22 protein-coding genes and 1 pseudogene are annotated in these 23,084 nt (G+C 63.8%); 4 read left to right on the top strand and 19 right to left on the bottom strand.

Annotation, left to right across the window (positions count from 1 at the left end):
* Positions 1–2: 2 nt before the first annotated feature.
* The 9 genes from EOA13_RS20515 to EOA13_RS20475 all read right to left on the bottom strand — a co-directional run bounded on the left by EOA13_RS20515 (position 3) and on the right by EOA13_RS20475 (position 9,820).
* Positions 3–983, bottom strand: a complete 981-nt coding sequence (locus tag EOA13_RS20515; protein WP_245490435.1) for an ABC transporter permease — start codon at positions 981–983, stop codon at positions 3–5.
* A gap of 82 nt (positions 984–1,065) precedes the next feature.
* The gene (locus tag EOA13_RS20510) at positions 1,066–2,010 is read right to left on the bottom strand and encodes a substrate-binding domain-containing protein (RefSeq protein WP_127295408.1); all 945 of its coding nucleotides are present in this window, start codon (positions 2,008–2,010) and stop codon (positions 1,066–1,068) included.
* Positions 2,011–2,066: 56 nt separating this feature from the next.
* Positions 2,067–2,981: a sugar phosphate isomerase/epimerase gene (locus tag EOA13_RS20505; RefSeq protein ID WP_023814032.1), complete on the bottom strand. Its 915-nt coding sequence runs from the start codon at positions 2,979–2,981 to the stop codon at positions 2,067–2,069.
* 55 nt (positions 2,982–3,036) lie between these two features.
* The gene (locus EOA13_RS20500; RefSeq protein ID WP_127295406.1) at positions 3,037–4,122 is read right to left on the bottom strand and encodes a Gfo/Idh/MocA family oxidoreductase; all 1,086 of its coding nucleotides are present in this window, start codon (positions 4,120–4,122) and stop codon (positions 3,037–3,039) included.
* A gap of 35 nt (positions 4,123–4,157) precedes the next feature.
* The gene (locus tag EOA13_RS20495; RefSeq protein WP_127295404.1) at positions 4,158–5,219 is read right to left on the bottom strand and encodes an ABC transporter ATP-binding protein; all 1,062 of its coding nucleotides are present in this window, start codon (positions 5,217–5,219) and stop codon (positions 4,158–4,160) included.
* Position 5,220: 1 nt separating this feature from the next.
* Entirely contained in the window at positions 5,221–6,312 is a 1,092-nt protein-coding gene (locus EOA13_RS20490) for an ABC transporter ATP-binding protein (RefSeq protein ID WP_127295402.1), read from the bottom strand.
* Complete coding sequence (locus EOA13_RS20485) at positions 6,309–7,268, bottom strand: sugar ABC transporter permease (RefSeq protein ID WP_127295400.1); 960 nt, start codon at positions 7,266–7,268, stop codon at positions 6,309–6,311. Before EOA13_RS20485 ends, EOA13_RS20490 begins: the two co-directional genes overlap by 4 nt.
* A complete protein-coding gene (locus tag EOA13_RS20480; RefSeq protein ID WP_013530821.1) occupies positions 7,265–8,125 on the bottom strand; it encodes a carbohydrate ABC transporter permease in 861 nt (286 codons plus the stop codon). Before EOA13_RS20480 ends, EOA13_RS20485 begins: the two co-directional genes overlap by 4 nt.
* 81 nt (positions 8,126–8,206) lie before the next feature.
* Positions 8,207–9,820, bottom strand: coding sequence for an extracellular solute-binding protein (locus tag EOA13_RS20475; RefSeq protein ID WP_127295398.1), 1,614 nt, complete (start codon positions 9,818–9,820; stop codon positions 8,207–8,209).
* A gap of 334 nt (positions 9,821–10,154) precedes the next feature.
* On the opposite strand from EOA13_RS20475, the gene EOA13_RS20470 reads away from it, so the two are divergent.
* On the top strand, positions 10,155–11,183 hold the full coding sequence (locus EOA13_RS20470) for a LacI family DNA-binding transcriptional regulator (RefSeq protein ID WP_127295396.1): 1,029 nt from the start codon (positions 10,155–10,157) through the stop codon (positions 11,181–11,183).
* A 54-nt stretch (positions 11,184–11,237) separates the two neighbouring features.
* Here the strand turns inward: EOA13_RS20470 and EOA13_RS20465 are convergent, their stop codons facing one another.
* The 7 genes from EOA13_RS20465 to EOA13_RS20435 all read right to left on the bottom strand — a co-directional run bounded on the left by EOA13_RS20465 (position 11,238) and on the right by EOA13_RS20435 (position 17,873).
* Positions 11,238–12,257, bottom strand: a complete 1,020-nt coding sequence (locus EOA13_RS20465) for an aliphatic sulfonate ABC transporter substrate-binding protein (RefSeq protein WP_127295394.1) — start codon at positions 12,255–12,257, stop codon at positions 11,238–11,240.
* A 36-nt stretch (positions 12,258–12,293) separates the two neighbouring features.
* Positions 12,294–13,190 (bottom strand): ABC transporter permease, encoded by an 897-nt coding sequence (locus tag EOA13_RS20460; protein ID WP_127295392.1) that lies wholly within the window; start codon positions 13,188–13,190, stop codon positions 12,294–12,296.
* Positions 13,191–13,202: 12 nt separating this feature from the next.
* Entirely contained in the window at positions 13,203–14,039 is an 837-nt protein-coding gene (locus EOA13_RS20455; RefSeq protein WP_127295482.1) for an ABC transporter ATP-binding protein, read from the bottom strand.
* 32 nt (positions 14,040–14,071) lie between these two features.
* The gene (locus EOA13_RS20450; protein ID WP_127295390.1) at positions 14,072–14,398 is read right to left on the bottom strand and encodes a ferredoxin family protein; all 327 of its coding nucleotides are present in this window, start codon (positions 14,396–14,398) and stop codon (positions 14,072–14,074) included.
* Complete coding sequence (locus EOA13_RS20445; protein WP_127295388.1) at positions 14,395–16,020, bottom strand: FAD-binding protein; 1,626 nt, start codon at positions 16,018–16,020, stop codon at positions 14,395–14,397. The genes EOA13_RS20450 and EOA13_RS20445 overlap by 4 nt, the downstream gene beginning before the upstream one ends.
* A gap of 30 nt (positions 16,021–16,050) precedes the next feature.
* Entirely contained in the window at positions 16,051–16,647 is a 597-nt protein-coding gene (locus tag EOA13_RS20440; protein ID WP_127295386.1) for a thioredoxin family protein, read from the bottom strand.
* 281 nt (positions 16,648–16,928) lie between these two features.
* Positions 16,929–17,873, bottom strand: a complete 945-nt coding sequence (locus EOA13_RS20435; protein ID WP_127295384.1) for an ABC transporter substrate-binding protein — start codon at positions 17,871–17,873, stop codon at positions 16,929–16,931.
* Positions 17,874–18,056: 183 nt separating this feature from the next.
* Between EOA13_RS20435 and EOA13_RS38825 the strand changes: the two genes are divergently transcribed.
* The 3 genes from EOA13_RS38825 to EOA13_RS20425 are packed head-to-tail and all read left to right on the top strand — an operon-like array spanning position 18,057 to position 21,270.
* Entirely contained in the window at positions 18,057–18,824 is a 768-nt protein-coding gene (locus EOA13_RS38825; RefSeq protein ID WP_245490434.1) for a TonB-dependent receptor plug domain-containing protein, read from the top strand.
* Positions 18,806–20,182, top strand: coding sequence for a TonB-dependent receptor (locus EOA13_RS38820; RefSeq protein WP_245490433.1), 1,377 nt, complete (start codon positions 18,806–18,808; stop codon positions 20,180–20,182). Before EOA13_RS38825 ends, EOA13_RS38820 begins: the two co-directional genes overlap by 19 nt.
* A gap of 2 nt (positions 20,183–20,184) precedes the next feature.
* Positions 20,185–21,270, top strand: coding sequence for a siderophore-interacting protein (locus tag EOA13_RS20425; protein ID WP_127295382.1), 1,086 nt, complete (start codon positions 20,185–20,187; stop codon positions 21,268–21,270).
* Here EOA13_RS20425 and EOA13_RS20420 read toward each other — a convergent pair.
* The 3 genes and pseudogenes from EOA13_RS20420 to EOA13_RS38355 form a co-directional block, all read right to left on the bottom strand.
* Positions 21,231–21,689: a DUF126 domain-containing protein gene (locus EOA13_RS20420; protein WP_127295380.1), complete on the bottom strand. Its 459-nt coding sequence runs from the start codon at positions 21,687–21,689 to the stop codon at positions 21,231–21,233. The two genes, EOA13_RS20425 and EOA13_RS20420, sit on opposite strands and share 40 nt — an antisense overlap.
* On the bottom strand, positions 21,686–22,936 hold the full coding sequence (locus EOA13_RS20415; protein WP_127295378.1) for an aconitase X: 1,251 nt from the start codon (positions 22,934–22,936) through the stop codon (positions 21,686–21,688). Before EOA13_RS20415 ends, EOA13_RS20420 begins: the two co-directional genes overlap by 4 nt.
* Positions 22,937–22,966: 30 nt before the next feature.
* Positions 22,967–23,084 (bottom strand): annotated as a pseudogene (locus tag EOA13_RS38355) (IS630 family transposase); the annotation flags it as partial.

Raw genomic sequence — 23,084 nt, 5'->3', positions numbered from 1 at the left:
GATCAGCCCCTTGCAGCGTTCTTCTGCAGCAAAGCGTGCAGGATGAGCATGGCGAGGATGATGAGGCCGACGAAGATGTTGTAGGCGAGGCCCGGCACGCCGATCAGCACGATGCCGTTGCGGATCGCGCGCAGCATCAGCGCGCCGACGATGGTGCCGAGGATCGTGCCACGCCCGCCGGTCAGCGCCGTGCCGCCGACCACCACCATGGCGATCACTTCGAGCTCGTAGCCGGTGCCGGCCACCGGTGAGGCGGCCGAGATGCGGAAGGCGCTGATCATGCCGGCCAGTCCCGCAAGGACCGAAGTCAGGATGAACAGCCACACCTTGACGGCGTCGGCCGGCACGCCGCGCGCCACCGCGGCGTTGCGGTTGGAGCCGATGGCGCTGATCCAGTTGCCGAGCTTGGCATAGCGCAGGACATAGATCGCCAGCAGCGACAGGCCGATGAACCACCACAGCGAGGTGTAGAACCGGAACGAACCGACATTGAAGCTGCCGGCCAGCAGCGTCACGAAGAAGCCGGGCTGGTCCCAGGATTTCAGCGGAAAGCCCTGCGTGATGTAGAGCGCCGCCCCGCGCACAACGAGCAGCATCGACAGCGTGACTAGGAAGGACGAAATGCCGATCTTGGTGACGATCAGCCCGTTGATGGCGCCTATGGCGATGCACAGCAGAAGCCCGGCCAGAAGCGCGACACCGATATCCACGCCGCCATTCTGCACCAGGAGCATGACGACGACCGGCGCCAACCCGAACACGGCGCCGACCGACAGGTCGAACTCACCCGCCGTCAACAGCAACGTCATGCCGAGCGCGATGATGCCGAGTTCAGGCAGGAACGCCATCATGTTGGAGATGTTGAGCGGCGACAGGAAATTGGCATCGGCGATGGCGAACACCGCAAGCAGGACAATGAGGATGATGAGCGAAGAGAATTGCGGCGAGCGCAGGAGGCTCGATCTGCGTTTCCCGACAGGCATTTCGTCTTCTGCGGCGATCGTCATGACTGCTTGAACCATGCTTTCAAGAGACGCCCGCGGCCTGCGCCGCGGGCACCGGTTTTCACTTCGTGTCGTAGAGCTTCAGGATCGGTTCGACGCTCGAGGCGTCGTAAAGGCTGAAAGTATGGATGTCGTAGCCGATCGGTTCGCCCGACGCGGCGAGCCCGAGCAGCGCCACCGGCATGAAGCCCTGTGCAGACGGAAACTGCCAGGCGGCCGCGTTGACGAAGCCGGATTTGACGGCCTCGGCGGTTTCCTTCGAATTGCCCCAGCCGACGACCGGGATCTTGCCGGCCGGCACACCTGCGCCGTCGAACACCCGCTTGACGCTGGCCGCCACGGAATCGCCGAGCGCGATGATCGCCGGCGGATTGTTGGCCACCATATAGTCGGTCATCTTGGCAATGATGCCGGCCGGGTCGGTGCCGCAATCGACCACATCATATTTGATCCCCAACGGATCAAAGACGCTGGCGATGCCTTCGGTCTCCAGCTGCTGATAGCTGGCGCCAGGCACTTCCACCGGCAGGAACACCTTGTCGCCCTGCTTCACCATCTTGTGGTCGACGAGATACTTGGCCCAGATGACGCCCGCCTCCTTGAGATCGGCGCCGACATAGGCCTGCCGTCCGGTCGCCGGATCGTCTGTGTTGAAGAACACGATCGGGATCCCGGCCGCCTTGGCAGCCTTCACTTCCTCGGTCCACAAGCCCGGCTGGGCCGAGGTGGTGGCGATGCCGTCGGGCTTGGCCGCAAGCGCGGAATTGAAGGCCTCCTTCTGCGCCGCCATGTCGCCGCCGCTGAAGGAGATCTTGCAGGTCACCTTGAGCTGGTCGCAGGCCTTGGTCGCGCCGGCATTCCAGTCCAGCCAGAATGCATCTGAGGGACCGCCATGCGACAGCAGGTAAAACGTCTTCTGGCCATCCTGCGCCATTGCCGGCGCGCCCATAGAAACACCGGCGAACAGCGTTGCGGCAGCCGCCAGTTTCAATGCGAATTTCAACATTCTTTCCTCCCTTGCTTTGGGCCGCGCCGCCGCGAACCGACGGCGCGCAGTGACCGTCACAGGCCGTTGGCGCGGAACTTCCCGTCGAGGAATTTCTTGGCGCGCGGCACGTCGTCTTCCGAGAGATGCTCGATGATCACAGGAATGTTCGGATGCTTTTCCGCCAGCCGCTGGAGGTAGAGATCATAGTTCAGCGAACCGAGGCCCGGTGCCGGCAGCTCGATCTCGCCGACGCCACGGAAGGTGTGGCTCTCCAGCGCGTCCTCGTCGCCGATATCGGCGTGCTTCTCGGACTTGTCGCCGCCCGAACGCTTGACGTCCTTGGCGTGAGCTATTCTGATCTTGTCGGTCAGCGTGTCGAACACCTGGTTCAGGATCTGGTCCATCCTGTCGATGTTATGCGTCTCGAAATAATTGGTCGGGTCCATCAGCAGACCAAGGCCGGGATGGTCGACCTGCGCGAACATCTTCACCGTCTCCTCGACCGAGCCGACGACGTTGTTGACGTAGGTTTCGAGCAGGAAGACCGCGCCGTGGTCATAGGCCGTCTGGGCGAGCTCGGCGACCACCTTGCGGCACTCCTCGAACCCTTCCTCGGTCTTGTTCTTGGGGTGATGCACCCAGTCGGATTCGGTGTTGTAGGTGCCGGTTTCCGAGATCACATACGGGCTGCCGAAATGGCGGGCGTTGCGGATGATCTCCTTGAGATAGCCGACACGCTTGTCGCGCTCGGCCTTGTCAGGATGGATGATGTTTGTGTAGCCGGAAATGCAGCACACCGGCAGGTGATGATCGCGGAAGACGTCGCGCACCTTCTTGGCCTTGTCCTTGGTGATCTGCCCAGCCGACAGGTCGACGTCCTTGAAATGCAGGTCGAGCTGCACCGTGTTGAAATCGAGCCCGCGGATCTTCTTCGCCGTCTCTTCGAGGCCGTATGGGAAATAGCCCGTGAAAATACCTGCCTGCATCATGGTGTGAATTCCTCCCTGTAAGCGATTCAGTTGTCTGGTGTTTCAGTTGCGGTGATCAGATAGCGATTTCGGAAAGCTTGACCGTGCGGCCCTCGTCGATCGAGCGATAGCCCGCCTCGACCAGCGCCATGGTCTTGACGTTGTCGGCGACCGACAGCGCCGGCGGCGTGCCGGTCTTCACCGCATGCTGGAGCTGCTCCATCACGCCGATAAAGGCATGCGGGAACCACATCATGTCCCAGCTCGGGCTGACCCATTCGCCACCGGTCGTCTCGGTCGAGGCGTAGGTCAGCGTCGAGGCAGCGCCCGTCGGCCAGCCAATGGTGCCCTTGGCTACCCCTTTGGTGCCGTCGACGCGCCAGTTGATGTGCTGGTCGTCCTTGTAGCCATCCTGGCGCGGACCGGACCAGACATCCTCCAGCGACACGGCAAGCACGCCGGACGGGAAGCGCAGCGTCGACACGGTGATGCCGTCGGAATGGTCGAATGTCGTGCGCGGATCCTTCCGCGTCAGCGTGGTGATTTCATCTGGATCGCCGAACAGGAAGCGCAGAACGTCGAGATGATGCACGCTCATATTGGCCAGCGTCAGCCGGTCGTAATCCTCGAGGAAGCTCTGCCAGTGCGGGATGGCGTGCATGTCGATCTGGGCGAAGACGATGTCGCCCAACGCGCCGCTGTCGATGATCTGCTTCAAGACGCGCATCGACTGGTCGTAGCGCATGTTCTGATTGACCGAGAGGATCTTGCCGGCCTTGGCCGCCTCGTCACGCAGCTTGACCGCTTCGTCGACCGACAAGGCCAACGGCTTCTGCGCCAGGATCGCCTTGATGTGCTTCTGCTTCAGCGCGTGACGGATCAGCGCCGGCTGCAGGTCGGGCGGGAAGGCAAGATCGATGATCTCGACATTCTCGGCCTCGATCAGTTTTTCCGGCGTGTCGTGGACCGTGGGGATGCTCCAGCGTGTCGCCACCTTCTCGGCGCTGGCCTTGGTGCGCGAGGCGATTGCCACCACCGGGAATCCAGCTTCCTTGTAGGCGGCCAGATGGCACTCGGCCATGATCATGCCGGCACCGACGCAGCCGATCCTGTATTCCTTCGTGCGGACCTTCACGTCCGGCTCGAAGCCCTTGCTTGCCATCTCTTCCTCCCGAAACTCTTTCCTTGCGGCGGCCGTCATCGTGCCAACGCTCCGCCGCTCTGTTCGAAATAATGCACTCTGGCCGGCTCGCAGGATATCGCCACCATGGCATCCGGCCGGACGTCGGGCTGGCCGCGCAGCAATGCCTTCAGCCGCGCCTGCCCGGCAGCGAGCGTCACCACGGTATAGCCGCCAAGCGGCTCGACCTCGAACACTCGCGCCGGGCGGCCCGGGCCCCCATCCGCCCACGGTCTAACCTTGATGTCTTCCGGCCTCAGGCCGATCTCCACGGCGTCGGCGGGCGCTGTCCTGTCTTCGATGCGGATCGTCCCTTCAGCCGCTTCGACACCGCCCTCGCCGCGCGCCGATCTGAGGATGTTCATCATCGGCGAGCCAAGCAGCCTTGCCACATAGGTACTGGCCGGGCGGTCGTAAATCTCTGCCGGCGTACCGATCTGCCTGATCTTGCCGTCCTCCAGGATGCCGATGCGATCGGCGACCGACATCGCCTCTTCCTGGTCGTGCGTGACGTAGATCAGCGTCTTGCCGAGTTCGCGCTGGATGCGCTTCAGCTCGACGCGCGTTTCCTCGCGCAACCTGGCGTCGAGCGCCGAGATCGGATCGTCCATCAGATAGGCATTGGGATCGCGCACCAGAGCCCGCGCGATCGCCACGCGCTGCCGCTCGCCGCCCGAAAGCTGTCCCGGCGGCTTGTGCAGGATATGGCCGATATGCAGCTTCGCCGCGACGTCCGTGACCCGCCGCTTGATCTCGGCCTCGGCCACCCGGCGTTCGACCAGGGGAAAGCGGACATTTTCGAGCGCGCTCATATGCGGAAACAGCGCCAGGTTCTGGAACACCATCGCCACGTTGCGCTCGGCCGGCGACATCGCGTTGACCGACCTGCCTCCGATCAGGACTTCACCGGTGTCAGGTGTCTCCAGCCCGAGCACCAGGCGCAGAATGGTCGACTTGCCTGACAGCGGCGGTCCGAAGAAGCAGAAGAACTCATTGTCGTTGACGGTGAACGAGGCGTCGTCGACGGCGAGTGTATTGCCGTAGCGTTTGGTCACGTTGCGGAAGACGATATCGGCCATCTCAACCTGCCTTCATCGCAAGGCCGGTAGCGGCGTCGAAGACGCGCACCGACGACGTAGTGGGGGCGATGACAGCGGTGTCGCCGATAGCCAGTCCGACATCATTGTCGAACACCGTTTTCACAGCCGCCTCGCCCTGGCCGAGATGAACGATGGTGCGCGCACCGATCCGTTCGACAAAGGTCACCGGCATTGCGAGGCCCTGCCCATTCTGCACCAACGTCGCCTGTTCCGGCCGGAATCCGTAAAGCACCTCGCCGCGCGCACCGCGCATGGCCGCTGCGAGTTCGCCCGGCAGCGGCGGCGTGACGCCCAGCGGTCCGAGATCGACGACCAGTCCGCGGTCGCTCTCCGCCGGCCTGCCCTTGAGCAGATTCATGCCCGGCGCACCGATAAAGCGGGCGACGAAGACATTGGCGGGATCGTTGTAGACCTCGAGTGGCGTGCCGACCTGCTGCAGCACGCCATGATCCATGACCGCGATGCGGTCGGCCATGGTCATCGCCTCGAGCTGGTCGTGGGTGACATAGACCATGGTCTGGCGGAACTGCCGCTGCAGCTGCTTCAGTTCGGTGCGCATGACGGCCCGGAAAGCGGCGTCGACATTGGACAGCGGCTCGTCCAGCAGGAAGATCGCCGGCTCCATGATCGCCGAGCGGCCGATCGCCACCCGCTGCAATATGTTGACTGACAGCCTGTCGGCCTTGCGGTCGAGCAGCGGCGTCAGCTGCAGCATCTCGGCGATGGCGCCGACACGGCGATCGATCTCGGCTTTGGCAGCCCCTCGCATTTTTGGTCCATAGGCAAGGTTCTGGCGCACCGTCATATGCGTGAAGATGGCGTAGTTCTGGAAGACGAAGCCGACGCCACGACGCCCCATCGGCACGCCGGCCATGTCGCGTTCGCCAAACAGGATCTTGCCGCCGGTCGGTTCCTCCATGCCGGCGATCATGTTCATCGTCGTCGACTTGCCGCAGCCCGACGGTCCGAGCAGCGCCATGAACTCGCCGTCGGCGATTGCCAGGTCCATGGTCTTCAGCGCGGTGAAGTCACCGAATTTCTTGACAAGGTTCTGCAGGTGAATGGCACTCATGCCGGCACCTCGCGCGCCCGCGCCATGCGCTTCATGGCGAACACCGCGACGATCGAGAGCACGATCAATATGGCCAGCGCGATCGCCGCCACATAGCCCCAGATCAGGTCCTGCGTGGTGAGCTTGTAGATGTAGACCGAGATGGTTTCGGTGGCGACGCCTGGACCGCCGCCGGTCATGATGTAGAGCGTGTCGAAGATCTTGAAGTTCTCGATCACCCGGATCGCCAGCGCGATGATGATGATCGTCTTCATCTTCGGCAGCACGATGGTGACGAAGCGCTGCCACGGATTGGCGCCGAGCAGCGTCGCCGCCTTGATCTGGTCCTCCGGCACGCCGACCAGGCCGGCAAGCAGGATAAGGAACATCAGCGGCGTCCACTGCCAGATGTCGGCGATCATGACAGCGATCAGCGCCAGCGTCGGATCCGACAGCCAGGCGATGGTGACAGGAGATCCGGTGAGCGACGACAAGATGTCGTTCACCGGGCCGCCCGACTGGAACAGCATGAAGAACATGTAGCCGGCCACCGCCGGCACCACCATCATCGGCATCAGCAGGATCGAATAGAAGACGCGCTTGCCCGGGAAATCGTCGGCAAACAGCGTCGCCAGCGCCAGCCCAAGCAGGAATTCCGCCGGCACGCAGACGATCATGACGATGGCCGTACGCTTCAGCGCACTCCAGAAGCGCGTGTCGACGGCGAGATCGGTGTAGTTGGCAAAGCTGTTCCACATCGACCAGGCGTTCCACCAGCCGGTGCCCGACAGGGGCGACCAGTCGGTGACGCTGATGTAGAGCTGCATCAACAGCGGGAAGACCGAGATGAACAGCACGAGGATCTGAGCAGGCAATGTCAGCCGGAAACCCAGCCTTGCGCCCTCGTCGCGCGAAACCGGCTTTGCTCCGACGGCTTTCATCTCATCCTTGGAAGTCATGACCGTCACCGCGCTCATTGCTTGAGCGCCCCGAACGTCAACCCGCGCACCAGATGGCGTTGGATGGCGATGCCCATGATGACCGGCGGCACGGCCGCGATCAGCCCAAGCGCCGCCTTGGCGCCATAGAGCTGCCCAGTCATCGAGGAGGATAGCGAGGCCATGTAGACCGGGATGGTCACCCATTCGCGCGTCGTCAGAAGCAGCGCGATCAGATAGTCCGACCAGTTGAGGATGAAGACGAAGAGTGCTGCACTGGCCAGCGGCGCGCGCATCATCGGCAGCGTGATGCGGGTGAAGACGCGCAGCCGCGAACAGCCTTCGACAAGTGCCGCCTCCTCGATCTCGCGCGGCATGTCGTCGAAGAAGGTTTTCATCAGCCAGAAGGCGAACGGCAAGGTGACGATGCCGTAGATCAGCGCCAGGCCCCACCAGCTGTCGGTGAAGTTGAGGAAAGCCCACATGATCATCACCGGGATCATGACCGCCATCGGCGGAAAGATCCTGAGCTGGATCAGCGCCAGCGGCAGGTTCTGGCCGGAGCCGAAACGCGACAGCCCATAAGCCGCGGCAGTGCCCGCCGACATGGCGATCACCGTGCCGAAAACCGCCGACAGCAGCGATGCGAGGATCGGCTTCAGCGCGTTACGGTCGAGCGCGACGATCAAATTGTTGGTCGACTCGCCGAAGACGAAACGGAAATTGCTGAGCGTCGGGTTCTTCGGCCACCAGGTCAGGTCGGCGCCGGTCGCCGACCATTCGGCGATTGGCTTGAAGGCCATCGATACCATCCACAGGATCGGCACCAGCGTCACCGCCATGGCCGCGAAGATCGCGGCATAGCGGAATATCAGGAAAGGAACGGAACGCTTCATCTGGCGGCTTTGCTGGTGGCGTTGTGGGCGGAGGGGAGAAGCAAGCTCCTCCCCTCCTTCGATATGATCCAGGGAGAAAGATCAGACGATTGGATCGAGAACTGTCGGCCAGGCCTCCTTGTTGGTCTTGATGGCTTCGAGCAGTTTGTCCTCGCCGGTGCGCCGGGCGATCTTTTTCCACTCTGCCTCGGTATCGGCCATCGCCTGCTCCGATGTCTTGGCCTTGGTCAGCGCCGCCATCAGGTTCTCGTCGAGCGCATTGTGGAAGGCTGTCGCGCCGGGATAGTTGATGGTTGGCACGGTGCGGGCGACCGTCTCGCGCACGACGTCCATGTGGTAGGCATGATAGGTCTGGCGCACCAGCGGATCGGAGAAGTCCGAAAGCCGGAACGGGTCCAGATAACCGCCGGGGTTGGCGCTCATCCATGCGTAGATGCGGGCCGAGCCCAGCCATTGCAGCAGGAGATAGGCGACCTCCTGGTTTTTCGACTGCGACGAAACCATGCCGGTCAGCGAGAACCACAGCACGGAACGGCTGATCAGCTTGCCGCCGATCTCGCGGCCGGGCGGCAGCATCGAGCCGATCTTGCCGGTGACGGCTGAATCCTTGTTGCCGGCATTGTCGAGGAATTTCGGCAAGTTGGAGAAGGCGCAGGTCATCGCCGCACCACCCTTGGCGAAATTGCCGTATTGCTCCGGCCAGCCCCAGGAGATCGCATCCGGCGAATGATGCGCGAGCGAAGCGACATATTCGTTGGTGGCGGCAATACCTTGCTCGGAATTGATCATCGGCTTGCCGTCATCGCCAAACAGGAATTGGTTGGGCGAAGCCATCGAGACATAGCGCTGGTACCAGTTCGTGTAGCCCCAGCCCTGGTTGCGCAGGTCGGTCGAGCCGAACAGGCCCTTGTCCGGGCGCTGGAAGAAGGCGGCGATGTCGCCATGCTGCTTCCAGGTCTTCGGCGGCGCCAGATCGTAGCCGTATTTGTCCTTGAAGGCCTTCTTCTCGGCTTCGTCGCCGAACAGGTCGGTGCGGTAGACCCAGGTCTGGAAGTCGCCGTCCAGCGACACGCCATAGTTGGAGCCGCGGTATTTGTTGAGCAGCGACACGCCCTTGGCGCCGTTGACATAGCCGCTGACGGGATCGTCCCATTCGGGCTTGTGCTGCGCGACAAAGTCATCGAGCTTGGCGATGCCGCCGGTTTCGGCGAGGTCGCCGAGGCGGTTCCATTCGGTCGAGTAGATGTCGTAGGCCCCACCCTTGGTGGAGATGTCCTGCATCGTCTTGGTGAATTCCTGGCCGTTCGGCAAACCGACGATTTCGATCGCGATGCCGGTTTCCTTTTCCCACAACTCCTTGATCGACGGCGCACCGGCCGGGAACGGCTGCGTGAGCTGGCCGATCGAGCCGTCGGACAGGCCGAGCACGATCTTGGCCGGCGCCTTGCCGGCGCCCTTCAGCGCCTTGGCCGCCTCGATGGCGCGGCCTTCCGGCGTATCGGCGCCATACTGGTAGCGCTCGGCCCCTTCGAAGCCCGTCGCGCCGCCGATCATGCCGGGCGCCAGCGCGTCGGCCGCATAGGCACGTCCGGGACGAATGAATTGGGGTGCGATACCAGCGGCAGCCATGATCACGGCCGCCTTTCCTCCAGATGCCAGCAGCCGGCGCCGCGAGATGCGGATCAAGTCAGACATTGAAACTCCTCCCTCAGGGCCACGTTTCCTCCACGGCCCTTGAGGGATATTGACGGCAGCACGGCAAGGCTGTCAACATCATAAATAATCAAAACACCTCATAACGTTGCAGCAAGGCAAGGAAATGCACAAAAACGGGATCCATGCGTCACGCCGGATGCCTCAATTTGAGGGCACCCGGCCCTTACCGGCCCTGCGCAGCCCTGCCGGACCATTTGATTTAGCGCGGCGGCTTGCACATCGGCCAAGGGCGGATACATCATTTCCCATCAGAATCGCCGATGGCGGGGAAGCCGTCACCAGCCGATCTGACGCATGCAGGAGATGAAAGACGGTGCGTTCCACCCTGACTGACATAGCCCGGGAGGCCGGCGTCTCGGCCGCCACCGTCGACCGCGTGCTCAACAACCGACCCGGCGTACGGGCGCGCACACGGCAAATCGTGCTCGAAATGGCGCAGCGCCTCGGCTACATCGCCGAAGGCCCGAACGGCGCGCCGCCACGACCCTCGCCCGGCGAGGTCATCCGGCTCGACTTCGCCCTGCCGGCCGGCACCAATTCCTTCATCAAGATGCTGCACCGCCACATCGAGGCACAGGCTCTGGCGCGGCCCGACCTCGATGTTCGTATCGCCACCATAGAGGGCTTCAATCCTGACCGGCTCGCCCGCCTGCTGCAGGACTTGCGCGGACAGACGCAAGGCGTCGGCGTCATCGCGCTTGACCATCCGACGGTGCGCGAAGCGATCCGCTCCCTGTCGGCCGACGACATCAAGGTGGTGACCATCGCGTCCGATATCCTGCATGTGCCCAGGGTCGCCTATATCGGCATCGACAACCGCGCCGCCGGGCGGCTGGCCGGCTATCTGCTCAACCGCTTCATGGGATCGGGGCGTCCGGGCAAGGTGGCGCTGTTCGCCGGCTCGCTGTCTTATCGCGGCCACGAAGAACGCGAGATGGGGTTCCGCCACGTATTGACCGAGGAATCACCCAATCTGCAGATCGTCGAGATGCGCGAAATGCTCGACGACCGCGAGAAGGCCTATTCGGAGGCATCAGCCCTGTTGGAGCGGCATCCCGACCTTGCCGCGATCTACAATGTCGGCGCCGGCAACACCGGCATCGCCCGCGCGCTCAAGGAACGCGGCCGGGCTCAGTCCATGGTTTTCCTCGGCCATGAGGTGACGGACGGCACCAAGGACCTTCTGCTCGACGGCACGCTCGACGCGGTCATCGACCAGAATCCGCGCGTCGAAGCCCGCGAAGCGCTGAACACCTTGACCCATGCGGTCAGGGGATTGCCCTATGAACTGCATCAGCCAAGGCTGCAGGTGATCTTCAAGGAGAACATCCCGGAGATCTGACGGACCGAACGAGGAGACGCGGCGTCAAAAGGCGCCCCGCTCGATGCTTCCGATCTACTGTACGGCGGCGACCTCCGCGGCAGCGCCATCGACAAAGCTCTTGTCGACCCATTTGCCGTAGTCGATCGAGCCCTTCAGGAGCCCGGCGCTCGCCATGAATTTTTCCTCGCCCTGCAGGGCGGCGATCGCGTCGTCGGTGAGTTTCGGGTCCTGATGGAACACGCCATCGGCATAGGTCTTGCGCACGGATTTTTCCGACGACTTGGTCGCCTCGACAAAGGTCTTGATGGTTTCCTCGGGATGCGCGTCGGCCCAGCGCGAAATCTCGATGTCGACCTTTAGCAGCCGCTTGACGAGATCGGGATATTTCGCCGCGAAGGCGCCGTTGACCGAGATGACGTTGGGCACGTTCCATTCCGGATGGGTGCTGGTGTCGAACAGGACGCGCGCCTCGCCGGTGTCGACCAGCTTGGCCGCCGTCGAATCGGTCTCGACAATGGCGTCGATATCGCCGCGCAGCAGCGCCGGGCCGGATGCCTCGAAAGGCAGGTTCAGACCTTCGACATCATTGGTGGTCAGGCCGACGCTGTTCAGCGCCTTGCTGAAATTCGAATGCCGCACCGTGCCGGTCAAATAGGCGACCTTCTTACCCTTGAGATCCTGCAGCGTCTTCAGCGGCGAGTCGGTCTTGACGACGATATAGGAACCGCCAGCCTTCACATAGCTCGACAAGCCGATCAGCCTGACGTCGGCGCCGGACGCAGCGACGCGCAGCGCTGGATTGTTGCCGGTATAGGTGAATTCGATCGCGCCGGTGGCCAACGCTGTCGTCGCCTCCGAACCGCCATTGAAAGTCACCAGTTCGACCTTGATGCCGTCCTTGGCGAATTCCTTCTCCCACCAGCCGTCCTTCTGGGCGAGGATGAATTTGAGATGCCCCGGCGCGGTACTGCCGATGCGGATGATTTCCGGCTTGTCCTGGGCGAAGGCCGGCATGCCGCCAAGGCCGATGACGACGGCAATGGCGCCCTTCAGGAGCAGTCGGCGAAGTGCATCGAATGGAATGCTGGGCATGGGAAAAATCCTTCCTGATTGGAATGAATGGACGGCTCAGATGAGCGAGGTCTCGGACTGGCCTTTCCAGGCTGTCGCCCAGCGCTCGAACCAGACGAGCAGGTAATTGACGGTCAGGCCGATGACGGTCAGCGTCAGGATGCCGGCATACATGTCAGCCGTTTCCATCATCAGCTGCGAGTTCTGGATGAGAAAACCGAGGCCGGATTTGGCCGCCAGCATCTCGGCGCCGATGACCGCGAACAGCGAGGATTTCACCGCCAGCCGGGCGCCGGCGACGATCGAGGGAATGCTGGCCGGCAGGATGACTTTCCGGAACAGATCGAAGTCGGACGTACCCATCGAGCGCGCCGCCTTGATCAGCAGCGGATCCACCGACTTGACACCGCTGATCGTGTTGACGAGGAGAAAGAAAACCGAGGAGTAGAAGGTGATCGCCACCTTCGATTCTTCGCCTATGCCGAGCAAAAGAATGAACACCGGCAGCAGCGCGAATTGGGAGGTGTTGCGCAGCGTCTGCACCAGGAGATCGCTGACCTTCTCGAACAGCGAATAGCGCCCCATCAACAGGCCGAGCGGAATGGCGACAACCACGCCGAGAGCGAAACCGATCGCCGCGCGCTGCAGGCTGATGCCGATGTGGTCGACCAGCACGCCCGAGGCGAGCAGGGCCCACCAGGCGACCAGCACCTCGCTCAGCGGCGGAAAGAAGATGCGGTTCAGCCAGCCAAGCCGTGGCGCGATCTCCCACAGCAGGAAAAACAGGCCGAGCAGCGGCAGGCCGTAGACAAAGGTGCCGTGGCTCGCTTTCTTGCTCCGGATCTTGGCGCTGGCCTTGATGGCCGGGACCCTGGCGGCAGCGACCGTTTCGCCAGCGCCGGCAAACAGGTGGAGCGCTCCAGCGGAGCCAAACTTCTCGGTCAGATAGGCCATTGGTCCAGCTCCTCAGTGGCTGAAGGCTGGCGACAGGGTCCAGTCCTTCTGCGCCTTGTTGACCTCGTCGCGCAGCACGTCCCAGACGCGGGCGCGATAGGCGTTGAATTCGGCGCTGGCGCGGATGTCGCCGTCGCGCGGCCGTGGCAGGTCGATATCGATGATCTCCTTCACCGCGCCCGGCCGCGCCGTCATCACCACCACGCGATCTGCGAGGAAGATCGCCTCGTCGATCGAATGGGTGACGAAAATGACAGTCGTGTTGATCTTGCCCCATATCCGCAGCAGCTCGCCTTGCAGCAGTTCACGCGTCTGCTGGTCGAGCGCCGCAAACGGCTCATCCATCAGCAGCACTTCCGGGTTGCTGGCCAGCGCACGCGCGATCGCCACACGCTGCTGCATGCCGCCGGACAGCTGGTTGGGAAAACGGTCCTCGAAACCGGCAAGGCCGAACAGCGCCAACAGATGGCGGGCTGTGGCGGTACGCTCGGCCTTGGCCACGCCGCGCACTTCCAGCGCATATTCGATGTTGGCGAGCGCGGTGCGCCAGGGAAACAACGCATACTGCTGGAAGACATAGCCGGTCTTTGGATCGGGCCTGGTGATGCGCCTGCCGTCGAGCTGGACGTTGCCGCCGGTCGCCTGCGTCAGCCCGCCAATGATATCGAGCAGCACCGACTTGCCCGAGCCGCTCGGGCCGACCAGCGTGATGAACTCGCCTTGGCGGATCGAGAGATCAACGCCGTCGAGCACGGTGACGCGGTCGGTCGCCTCGCCATCCACGGTGACGAACTGCCCCGGCTTGAGCTGGAACGTCTTGCTGATGTCGCTGACGACGATCCGGTCCATGTTCGGGCGATCCATATCTGTCTCCGATCGGTTCACTGCGCCACGCGGATGCGGTGCGTCGGGTCGAATTCCGAGCCGCCCGCCTTGCCGCGCTTCCAGCCAAGCGCGCGGGCATAGGAGCCGAACAGCCGTCGGGCGTCGGCCTGAGCTTCCGTGATGCCGGTCGGCCCGTCGGCGAACTCGGCCACGTAAAGCGCGTCGGTCGGGCAGTAGATCTCGCAGAGAAAGCAGGTCTGGCAGTCCTCCTGGCGAGCGATTACCGGCACGCCATTGTCGGTCGCGTCGAAGACATTGGCCGGACACACCTTGACGCAGATGTCGCATTCGACGCAGCGCGTGGCCGAGACGATCTCGATCATGACGCCAGCTCCGCCAGCCGCTCTGGTGCACCTGCGATGCGGAACTCATCCACACCGGTGATGACCAGCCGGTGCGCGAAGGCAGGGCTTTTGCCCGGTAGGTCGGTGCGGCGATGCATGCCGCGGCTCTCGGTGCGGTGCAGCGCTGCGGCCACGGACCAGCGCCCGGCAGCGGCGATCGATGCCGCCTCGCGCGTGCGGACCCGATCCAGCCCCTCGCCTTGCAGATGGTCGCGCACGTCGCGCCAGACACTCTCCAGCCGCTCGCCGCTTTTCTCCAGGCCCTCGCCAGTGCGGAAGAAATTCTTGCCGAGCGGCGTCACTTCGCTACGCACCGCCTCGATAACTTCGCTCGCCGAGATGTCGGCACTCGCCGACGATGCCGGACGCAACCCGGCCTGGCCGAGCAACTGCACCGCACTGCGGAACGCCTTGCCGGTCCGGCGCCTGGCATGGGTCGAGGCGCCCTTGCCGGCCCACCAGCCGCTGGCCAGCGCCCAGGATGAATTGACGGCGCCGCCGCCCGACACGGCCCCGGTCATCATCTCGCGGCTGGCGGCATCACCGGCGACGTAGAGGCCGGGCACGCCGGTGGCGCAATCGTCGGAGACGATGTCGATGCCGCCGGTGCCGCGCACCGTGCCTTCGGCGCGCAAGGTGACGCGGAACAGCTCGCTGAACGGATCGATGCCGGCGCGGTCGTAGGGCACGAAGCAATTCGGCTGGCCCTGGCGCAGCCAGCCTTGCAGCGCCGGCTCGGCCTGATCGAGCCGCGCATAGACCGGGCCGTCGATCAGCGCGCGCGCTACTTCCTCCTCGCGGTCGCCGATGCCGTTACGCAACGGCTCGCCGGTCGGTCCGACGATTGGCGAGCCATCTTCGCGATGGAACGAGGCCCAGCGGAACGGCAGGCCCTTGTTCAGCGATGAGCCATAGGGCGCCAGCGTGTATTTGCCGGTGAACTCCATGCCAGACAGGCTGGCGCCGGCCTCCGCCGCCATCAGATAGCCGTCGCCAGTCAGCCCGGTGGCGCCGAGGATGCGTTCGCGGAAGGCGCAGCCGCCGGTCGCCAGCACCACCGCGTTGGCGTCGACGCGCCAATCCTGGCCAATCTGCCTGGCGACGCCTGCGGCGCCGACAATCGCATCCCCATCCGACAACAGTTCGAGCGCGGGATGATGGTCGAGCACGGTGACGCCGGCCAAAAGCACCCGGCGGCGCATAAAGCGCATGTAGTCCGGGCCGCGCAGATTGGCGATGTAGAGCCGTCCGTCATCCTCGCTCGGAAAGAGATAGCCCCATTCGGACAGCCTGAGCAGGTTGCGATAGGCGGTGTCGACGCAGCGCAGCATCCAGCGCGGGTCGGCGAGTTCGCCGGTGCGCTGCCAGCGTCGTTCGACTACGGCGTGCCTGTTGTCGCCCGGAGGTACGCACCAGGTGCCGGTATTGGACGGCGCAGTGGCGCCGCTGGTGCCGAGATAGCCCTTGTCGGCCAGCACCACCTTGGCGCCGCCCTCGGCCGCAGCGACTGCTGCCCAGGCTGCCGACGGACCGCCGCCCAGCACCAGCACGTCTGCCTGGAGCAGCAAGCTGTCGGAAGCGGATTTTTGCGGCTTGGGCATGGACACCTGGCGAATGCGTCGAGGCCGGCGCTAGGCCGCGCGCGCCGCGCTGGAAGACCAGACCGGCTCGTTGCCGGCACTCCATTTGATGTTGCAGCCGATCGACGGCACTTGGCTGGCAATGGGCCTGCCGCCCTCCAACACCGTGTCGACCGCCGCTCGCAGATCGGCACCCGTCACCGGCTTGCCGTTGCCCGGCCGCGCCTCGTCGAACTGGCCGTGATAGGCGAGCCGCCGGTCAGTGCCGAACAGGAAGAAGTCGGGCGTGCAGGCCGCGCCATAGGCTTTCGCCGTCTGCTGCGACGCATCCTTGAGATAGGGGAAGGAATAGCCGAATTTTTCGGCCTCTTCGCCGATACGGGCAAGCGTTTCTTCCGGATGCGCTTCGTGGTCGTTGGCGTTGATCGCCACCACCTGCAGCCCCTTGCCCGCATAATCCCGAGCGAAAGCGGCAAGCTGCTCGCGGATCAGCACGACGAACGGGCAGCGGTTGGAAATGAAGGCGACGAGCAAGGCCGGCTTGGCGTCGAAATCGGCGAGGCGGTGCAGCACGCCTTGCGCGTCGGGCAACAGGAAATCGGCCGCCCTGGTGCCGAGGTCGATCGGATTGGACTCTGTCTTCGGCATCGATGCGCTCCCTTGTGCAACCATTTTTCACAGCCCAAGATGCGAGCGCTCCGAACGTTCGCAGTTAGTCTATGAATTTAGTATAATTATAGGCTGGAGAGCGCATTCACGGTCAACCGCGCGGCTTAGAATATCGTGCCAATGTTTCAGGCTGAGCCGCCAAGTTTGTTCGGGCGGAAGCCGATCCGGAGAAATCCGGACGGACAGGATTTATCAAGCGCAACGGGTTCGGCGACGAAATTGGTACTGCCCAGCCGAACCGCCTTCCGATTTTCGCGACGTCATTCCCCTTCCGGATAGAGCGCCTTCGCCAGGTCGCGGATCGCATCTGATGTGCGCGGGCCGAAGCCGATCATGTAGGCGCCGTCAAGCACGACCAGCGCCTTGTTGGCCGCCGCCGGCGTTGCCGCCAGCGCGCGGTTGCCGAACACCTGCTCGGGCGTCGGCCCGCCCTTGCCGTCGCTCATCATCAGGATGACGTCAGGCGCCATCTCGATCAGCTTTTCCTCCGATGCCACCTTGTAGCCCTGCACGACATCCATCGGGTTGAGGCCGCCGGCATAGCAAATGATGGCGTCGGCAGAAGTACCCGCGCCGGCAGCGCTCAGACGTACCAGGCCATGGAAGAACACCACCTTCTTGCGCCGCTCCGGCGGGATTTGCGACGCCAGATCCGCGGCAGCCTGAAAGGCCGTGAGCACCTCGGCGGAAACCGCCTTGCCCTTGTCCTCGAGCCCAAGGCTGGCGGCGATCAGCGTGATCTTGCGGTCGATGCCTTGCGGGCTGTTGTCCTGCGGGACGAAGACGATCGGGATTGCCAGCGACTTCAGCACCTCGACCGCTTCAGGAGGCCCGCTGTCTTCGGCGGCCAGGATCAGGTCGGGACGCAGGCTGGCCAGCCCCTCGACCGAAAGCTGGCGGCGGTAGCCGACATTAGGCTTTCCGGCCACGGATGGCGGATATTTGCTGCCGCGATCGACGGCGATGATCCGCTCGCCGGCGCCGAGCGCGTGGACGATCTCGGTGACGTCGGAGCCGAGCGTCAGGATCCTCGTTGCCGGTCCCGGCGCGACGGTTCGTCCCAGCGCGTCGACAACGCCCTCGGCGGCCAGCGCCTGGAAACCACAGGAAGGCGCCAGCACCGACAGCGCCAGAAGCAGCACCGCCGCGATCCTGCCTGATTGCATCCAGCACATTCCCTTGCCCTCGCCCACACTGCCAACCATGCCCGCTGCTCCGTGAATGCTTCTCGATGATGGTCGGCTATAAATTTAAAGTTGACTTATGTCATCATGTTTTAATATGTGACCTCTGCCCCCGGCCCGCCTGGTCGAGGGATTCTCGATCATGCCAGCCAAGGCCCTTCAGCCACCGCCAGCAGTTTTGCTTTTGCTTGGGGCTGCGTGACCATGACAACGACAACAAACACGACCTTGATGGCGAGCACCGCGCTCGCCTTCGTGCTCGGCCTCTGCGCCGTGCCTCTTGCCAGCGCGCAGGAACAGGACCAGGAGAAAAAGGCCGCCGCCAAGACCGGCCGCCTGGCGTCGGCCAGTGTCGCGCAGAACCAGCCGGCGACGATGCTCGACGTGATCACCATCTCGGCGACGATGATCAAAACGGCGGTGATCGAATCGATGGCCGCCATCAGCGCCGTCGATCAGGACGAGCTCGACCGCATTCAGCCCGACACAGCGGCCGACATCTTCCGCACCACGCCCGGCGTCGCTGCCTCGATGAATGGCGACGATCCCGCAACCGCCATCAACATTCGCGGCCTGGAGCAATATGGCCGCGTCGTCGTCACCCTCGACGGCGCCCGCCAGGACTATTGGCGCGTCGGCCACGGCTCGGGCTCGTTCTATGTCGAGCCGGACCTAATCAAGGAAGCCACCGTCATTCGCGGCCCGGTGTCGAATGCGTACGGTTCGGGCGGCATCGGCGGCGTCGTCTCCTTCGAGACCAAGGATGCCGGCGATTTCCTCAAGAAGGACGAGCGCTGGGCGCTGAGCGAGAAGCTCGGCTATGAGGACAATGGCGACGGCTTCACCACCAGCACCACCGGCGCCTACCGCTTCAGCGACGATGCCGACATCATCGGCAACCTCATCTATCGCGACCGCGACAGCTACACCGACGGCAATGGCGACACCGTGCCGTGGACCGCGAGCGGGTGACCAGCGGCTATCTGAAGACGACGCTGCGGCCGGCCGATGGCCACGAGCTGAAGCTCGGCGCCATCCTGCAGCGCTACAACGACCAGATCACCGGATCCAGCGGCTCGACCTCGCCGACGCTGAGCCGCTACGACACCAACACCACCAACCAGACCTACACCGCCGCCTACACCTGGAAGCCAGACGACAACGAGCTGATCGACTTCAGCGCCAATGCCTACCACAACCGCACCCGCGCCGAGCAGACGCAGGTCGCGCCTGCCTCAGGGATCGGCAATTTCCGTTTTTACGATGTCGCCACATCCGGCTTCAACGTGAAGAACTCCTCACGTTTCGACGCCTGGGGACTAGCACATACGCTGACCTACGGACTCGACTACTACTATCTCGAGGCCTCCTCGGAAGCGGCGCATTTCGGCGCTGGCGAACAGCAGGGCTATGGCGGCTTCCTGCAGTGGCAGGGCGATTACGAGGACTGGCTGCAGGTCATCACTGCGATGCGGTATGACGGCTACCAGCTCGATGGCGAAACGCGCATCCCGTCGCCGCAGGAAGCCTCGATCTCCGGCGATCGTTGGTCGCCGCGCCTCACCGTCGGCGTCACGCCATTCGATGGCTTTCAGCTCTATGGCACCTATTCCGAAGGCTATCGGGCGCCGGGCCTGCAGGATGTCTTCCGTGGCGGCGGCGCGCATGGTGGCGGCGATACATATCGGCCCAATCTTCTGCTGCAGCCCGAGACGGCGAAGAACTGGGAGGCCGGCGTCAACGTGAAATATGACGATGTGCTGACAGCGGATGACCGGCTGCGCGCCAAGCTCAACGTCTTCCACACTGCCGTCGAGGATTACATCGACGTCGACCTGACCGTGCTGCCGCGCACGGCAATCAACATCGGCGACGCACGCCTGAAGGGCGTCGAGGCCGAGATGGTTTATGACTATGGCTCAGGTTTCGTGAACCTCTCCGGTGCGCTGATCGACGCCAAGGTCGTCAGCGGCGTCTATTCCGGCCAGGCACTGAACAACACGCCGCTCGACCGCTTCTCGGCCACGATCGGCTTCCGCATGCTGGAGGACCAGCTCACCGTCGGCGCGCAATATCTCAGCGTCGGCAAGATCACCCGCACCAGCCGCACCAATCCCAACGCCTTGCCGGTCGTCGATGACGGATTCGATCTGGTCAATGTCTTCGCCAACTGGCGCGTCAATGACAACCTCAAGCTCGATTTCGGCGTCGATAACATCTTCAACACCGCCTACACCGACCCGCAAAGCGCATGGTCGACCTCGGCGGCAACCGAACAGGGCAAGGGCCGCACCTTCAAGGTAGCCCTCACCGGCAGGATCGGAGGCTGACAATGAGCCAAGCATCGGTGCGTGAACTGGCCTGCGAGACGCGGCTCAACCTGCGGCGTCTGCCTGATTACATGGACAGCATCAGCGACAGACTGCAGAGCTTCGAGGCCGATGCTTCGCATCAGGGACAGCGCATCAATTTCCGCTTTGCCTTCGGTGGCGCCTCTTTCGACATGGAACGGCTGGTGATGCGGGCCAATGCCGCCGACCGCGACGGGCTGGCCCGTATCAAGGACCTGCTGGCCACGGCCGTACAGGTCTACGCCAAGGAGGAAAACCCCGAGATCGTCTGGACCGGCGATCTCTCAGGCGAAACCAGCCTCGCTCAGTTCCGCGAGATGGTGGTGACGGATATTCGCGACCTCACCCCGCACATGCGCCGCATCCGGCTGGCCGGCGAGGATCTCAGCCGTTTCGCCAAATTCGGCGGCATGCATATCCGCATGCTGTTTCCGACCAGGGAGGTGCCCGATCCGCTGTGGCCGGTGCTCGGTGGCAATGGCTTGCCGGTCTGGCCCGCCGATGACCGGCGCCCGGTGGCGCGCGTCTACACCATCCGCGCGCTCGACGTGGAAAAGGGCATCATCGATGTCGACTTCCTGATTCATCCCGGCGAGAGCGTCGGCTCCACCTGGGCCATGCAGGCAGCGCCCGGCATGAAGGTCGGCATCATGGGACCGGTCGGCCGTCCGGTGCGGCAGGCAGAATGGTATGTCTTGGGTGCCGATGAAACCGGCCTGCCGGCGCTGGCGCGGCTGCTGGAGACGCTGCCGGCCGAGACAAAAGGCGTTGCCTTCGTCGAGATCGCCAATGACGGTGAACGGCAGAAGATCGCCAATCCCACCCGCATCGAAGTGCATTGGCTGACACGGGATGGCGTGGCGGCGGGCGAGGACAGACGGCTGGCCGAGACTGTCCGCTCGGTGGCGTGGCCGCAGGACGGTTCGGCCTTCGGCTGGTTCGCGGCGGAAGCCGCTGCCGCCAAGATCGTGCGCGAATATTGGCGCGACACTATGGGACTTGGTCGCGATCAAACGCTGGCGGCTGCCTATTGGCGGCGTGGTGCTGCCGGATTGATGGCGGGGTGAACTCTGATGATCGGCCCGCCGTCTTTGCCGATGCCGATATCAATTTGATCACCGGAGACAAGGTTCGAAATATCGCACACCACCAGCGGCATGCGGATGTCATAAAGAAATTCGGCAACGATGGCGCCCACCGCCAGGATCGGGTCCGGCCGCTCCAGAAGAATACCGGCCGGCGCCGTGCCTCTGCGGATCGCCTCGGCCAGGACCGAGGATGACGACGATGAGCCGCGCCCGCTCGGCATGGCCAAAATCCTGCCGGCGACATTCTGGCCGAGGCCGGGATGCGAATGGTCTGTTATGTCGCCGGTCTCGGCATCGATACCGCCCCAGAAGCTGAGGGGTTGCGAGAACACCAGCGCCTGGCCCTTGGCTTCGCCGGCCAACTGGAAGGTGCCGGTTCGTTCCACCGGTCGCGTCATGAGGCGCTCCGCACGACATGCCCGACGACAGCGGAGCGGATGCAATCCTCCATCTCGGCGAAGGCGACGGACACGCCGATATTGCCCGGTGCATAATGCGCCCATTTGCCGGAATTGGTCATCACGACGCCGTCGAGGCGTTCCAGGATCGATGTGACATAGGTGCAGGTGTCAGCGACTGGGACCAGACCAAACGCCTCCATCCCCGCCAGCGCGCCCTCCTCCTGCAGTCGCGCCAGGGTCGCACGGCCGGTGTTGACGTAGATCGGTATGCGCCTTCCGGGTGCTGCCTCGCGCAGCAGCGGCAGCAGTCGCATCCACTCCTCATACGAAAAATGCGGCGTGCCGAGCGACACGGCCGCCACCGGCGCGCCATCCCCTACGCTCGATAAGCTGGCCAGCGCATGGTCGATATCGGCGCGGGTGATGCGGATCGTCTCGTCAGGCGCATGACCCTGGAACGCCTCATCGAGCGTCATCGCTTCCGGCGTGATGCCGACCGCATGGAACAGCGCCACAGCACCCGTCGTTGCAGCCGCCGCGCCCAGCGCCTTTAGCTGGTCCTCATCGCGCGGCTGCGGCAGACCGGCAATCACCGGAACGCGGTCGCCACTCGCTTGCCCTATGATTAGCCCGACGCCGACGAAAAGGCTGTCACTCGGCTCGCCGTCTGGGACATCCAGTTCGAACAGGATCCGGCCGCGCCGGTTCTCGCCGAGATGCAGACCCCAGGCCGGCGCGCGGCCGGTCATGGCGCAGCACAGATCGATGAAATCGCCATAGCGGTTGGTGCGCGCGCCGATCACCGAATTGGCAAAGACGATGGCGTTGGATTCGCCCCAGGCGATCTGCTCGCCAAAGCTTGGCCGGAACCGCGTCTGGTAAGGCGCGCAAGTGAAGGTCGCCTGGCAGCCGAGCTCCAGATGCGCCTTCATCAGCCGCCGCGCCGGCACCTCTTCCGCCGCCGGCATTTTCACCATGCCGGGATGGATGAGGTCGAACGAGCCGACATTCAATGTCGTCGGCACCTGGACGCGGCCACCGCCTTCGACCAGCCGCTCGACGAAATCGAGCCCTGCCTTGCCGTGGTAGAGACAGCCATCGATATGGGCCCCGACAATGTCGAGCAGGCCGCCCGCCCCGACCGCATTGGAAAACGCGACCAGGATTTTCATGGCAGCGGCTGCGGACAGGCCCTGCTCGCCGTCGAGCATGGATCGGTCCTTAGCCGTCAATTCCAGCGTCATAGATGTGCTCCCGGCCCTATCTAGAGCGTTTCATATTTTGACGGAAGCGTAGCCTGCGTTTTCGAAGTAGTTCTTGCATTCGGCTGCCTCGATGGTTTCGACGAGGTGGCCGATGTGGCGCCACGTGTCCTCGACGGTGCGTTTCTGA

Source organism: Mesorhizobium sp. M7A.F.Ca.US.011.01.1.1 (assembly GCF_003998295.1).
In the GTDB taxonomy this organism is placed as follows: Bacteria; Pseudomonadota; Alphaproteobacteria; order Rhizobiales; family Rhizobiaceae; genus Mesorhizobium.
This window is presented reverse-complemented; position numbering and strand designations above follow the sequence as displayed.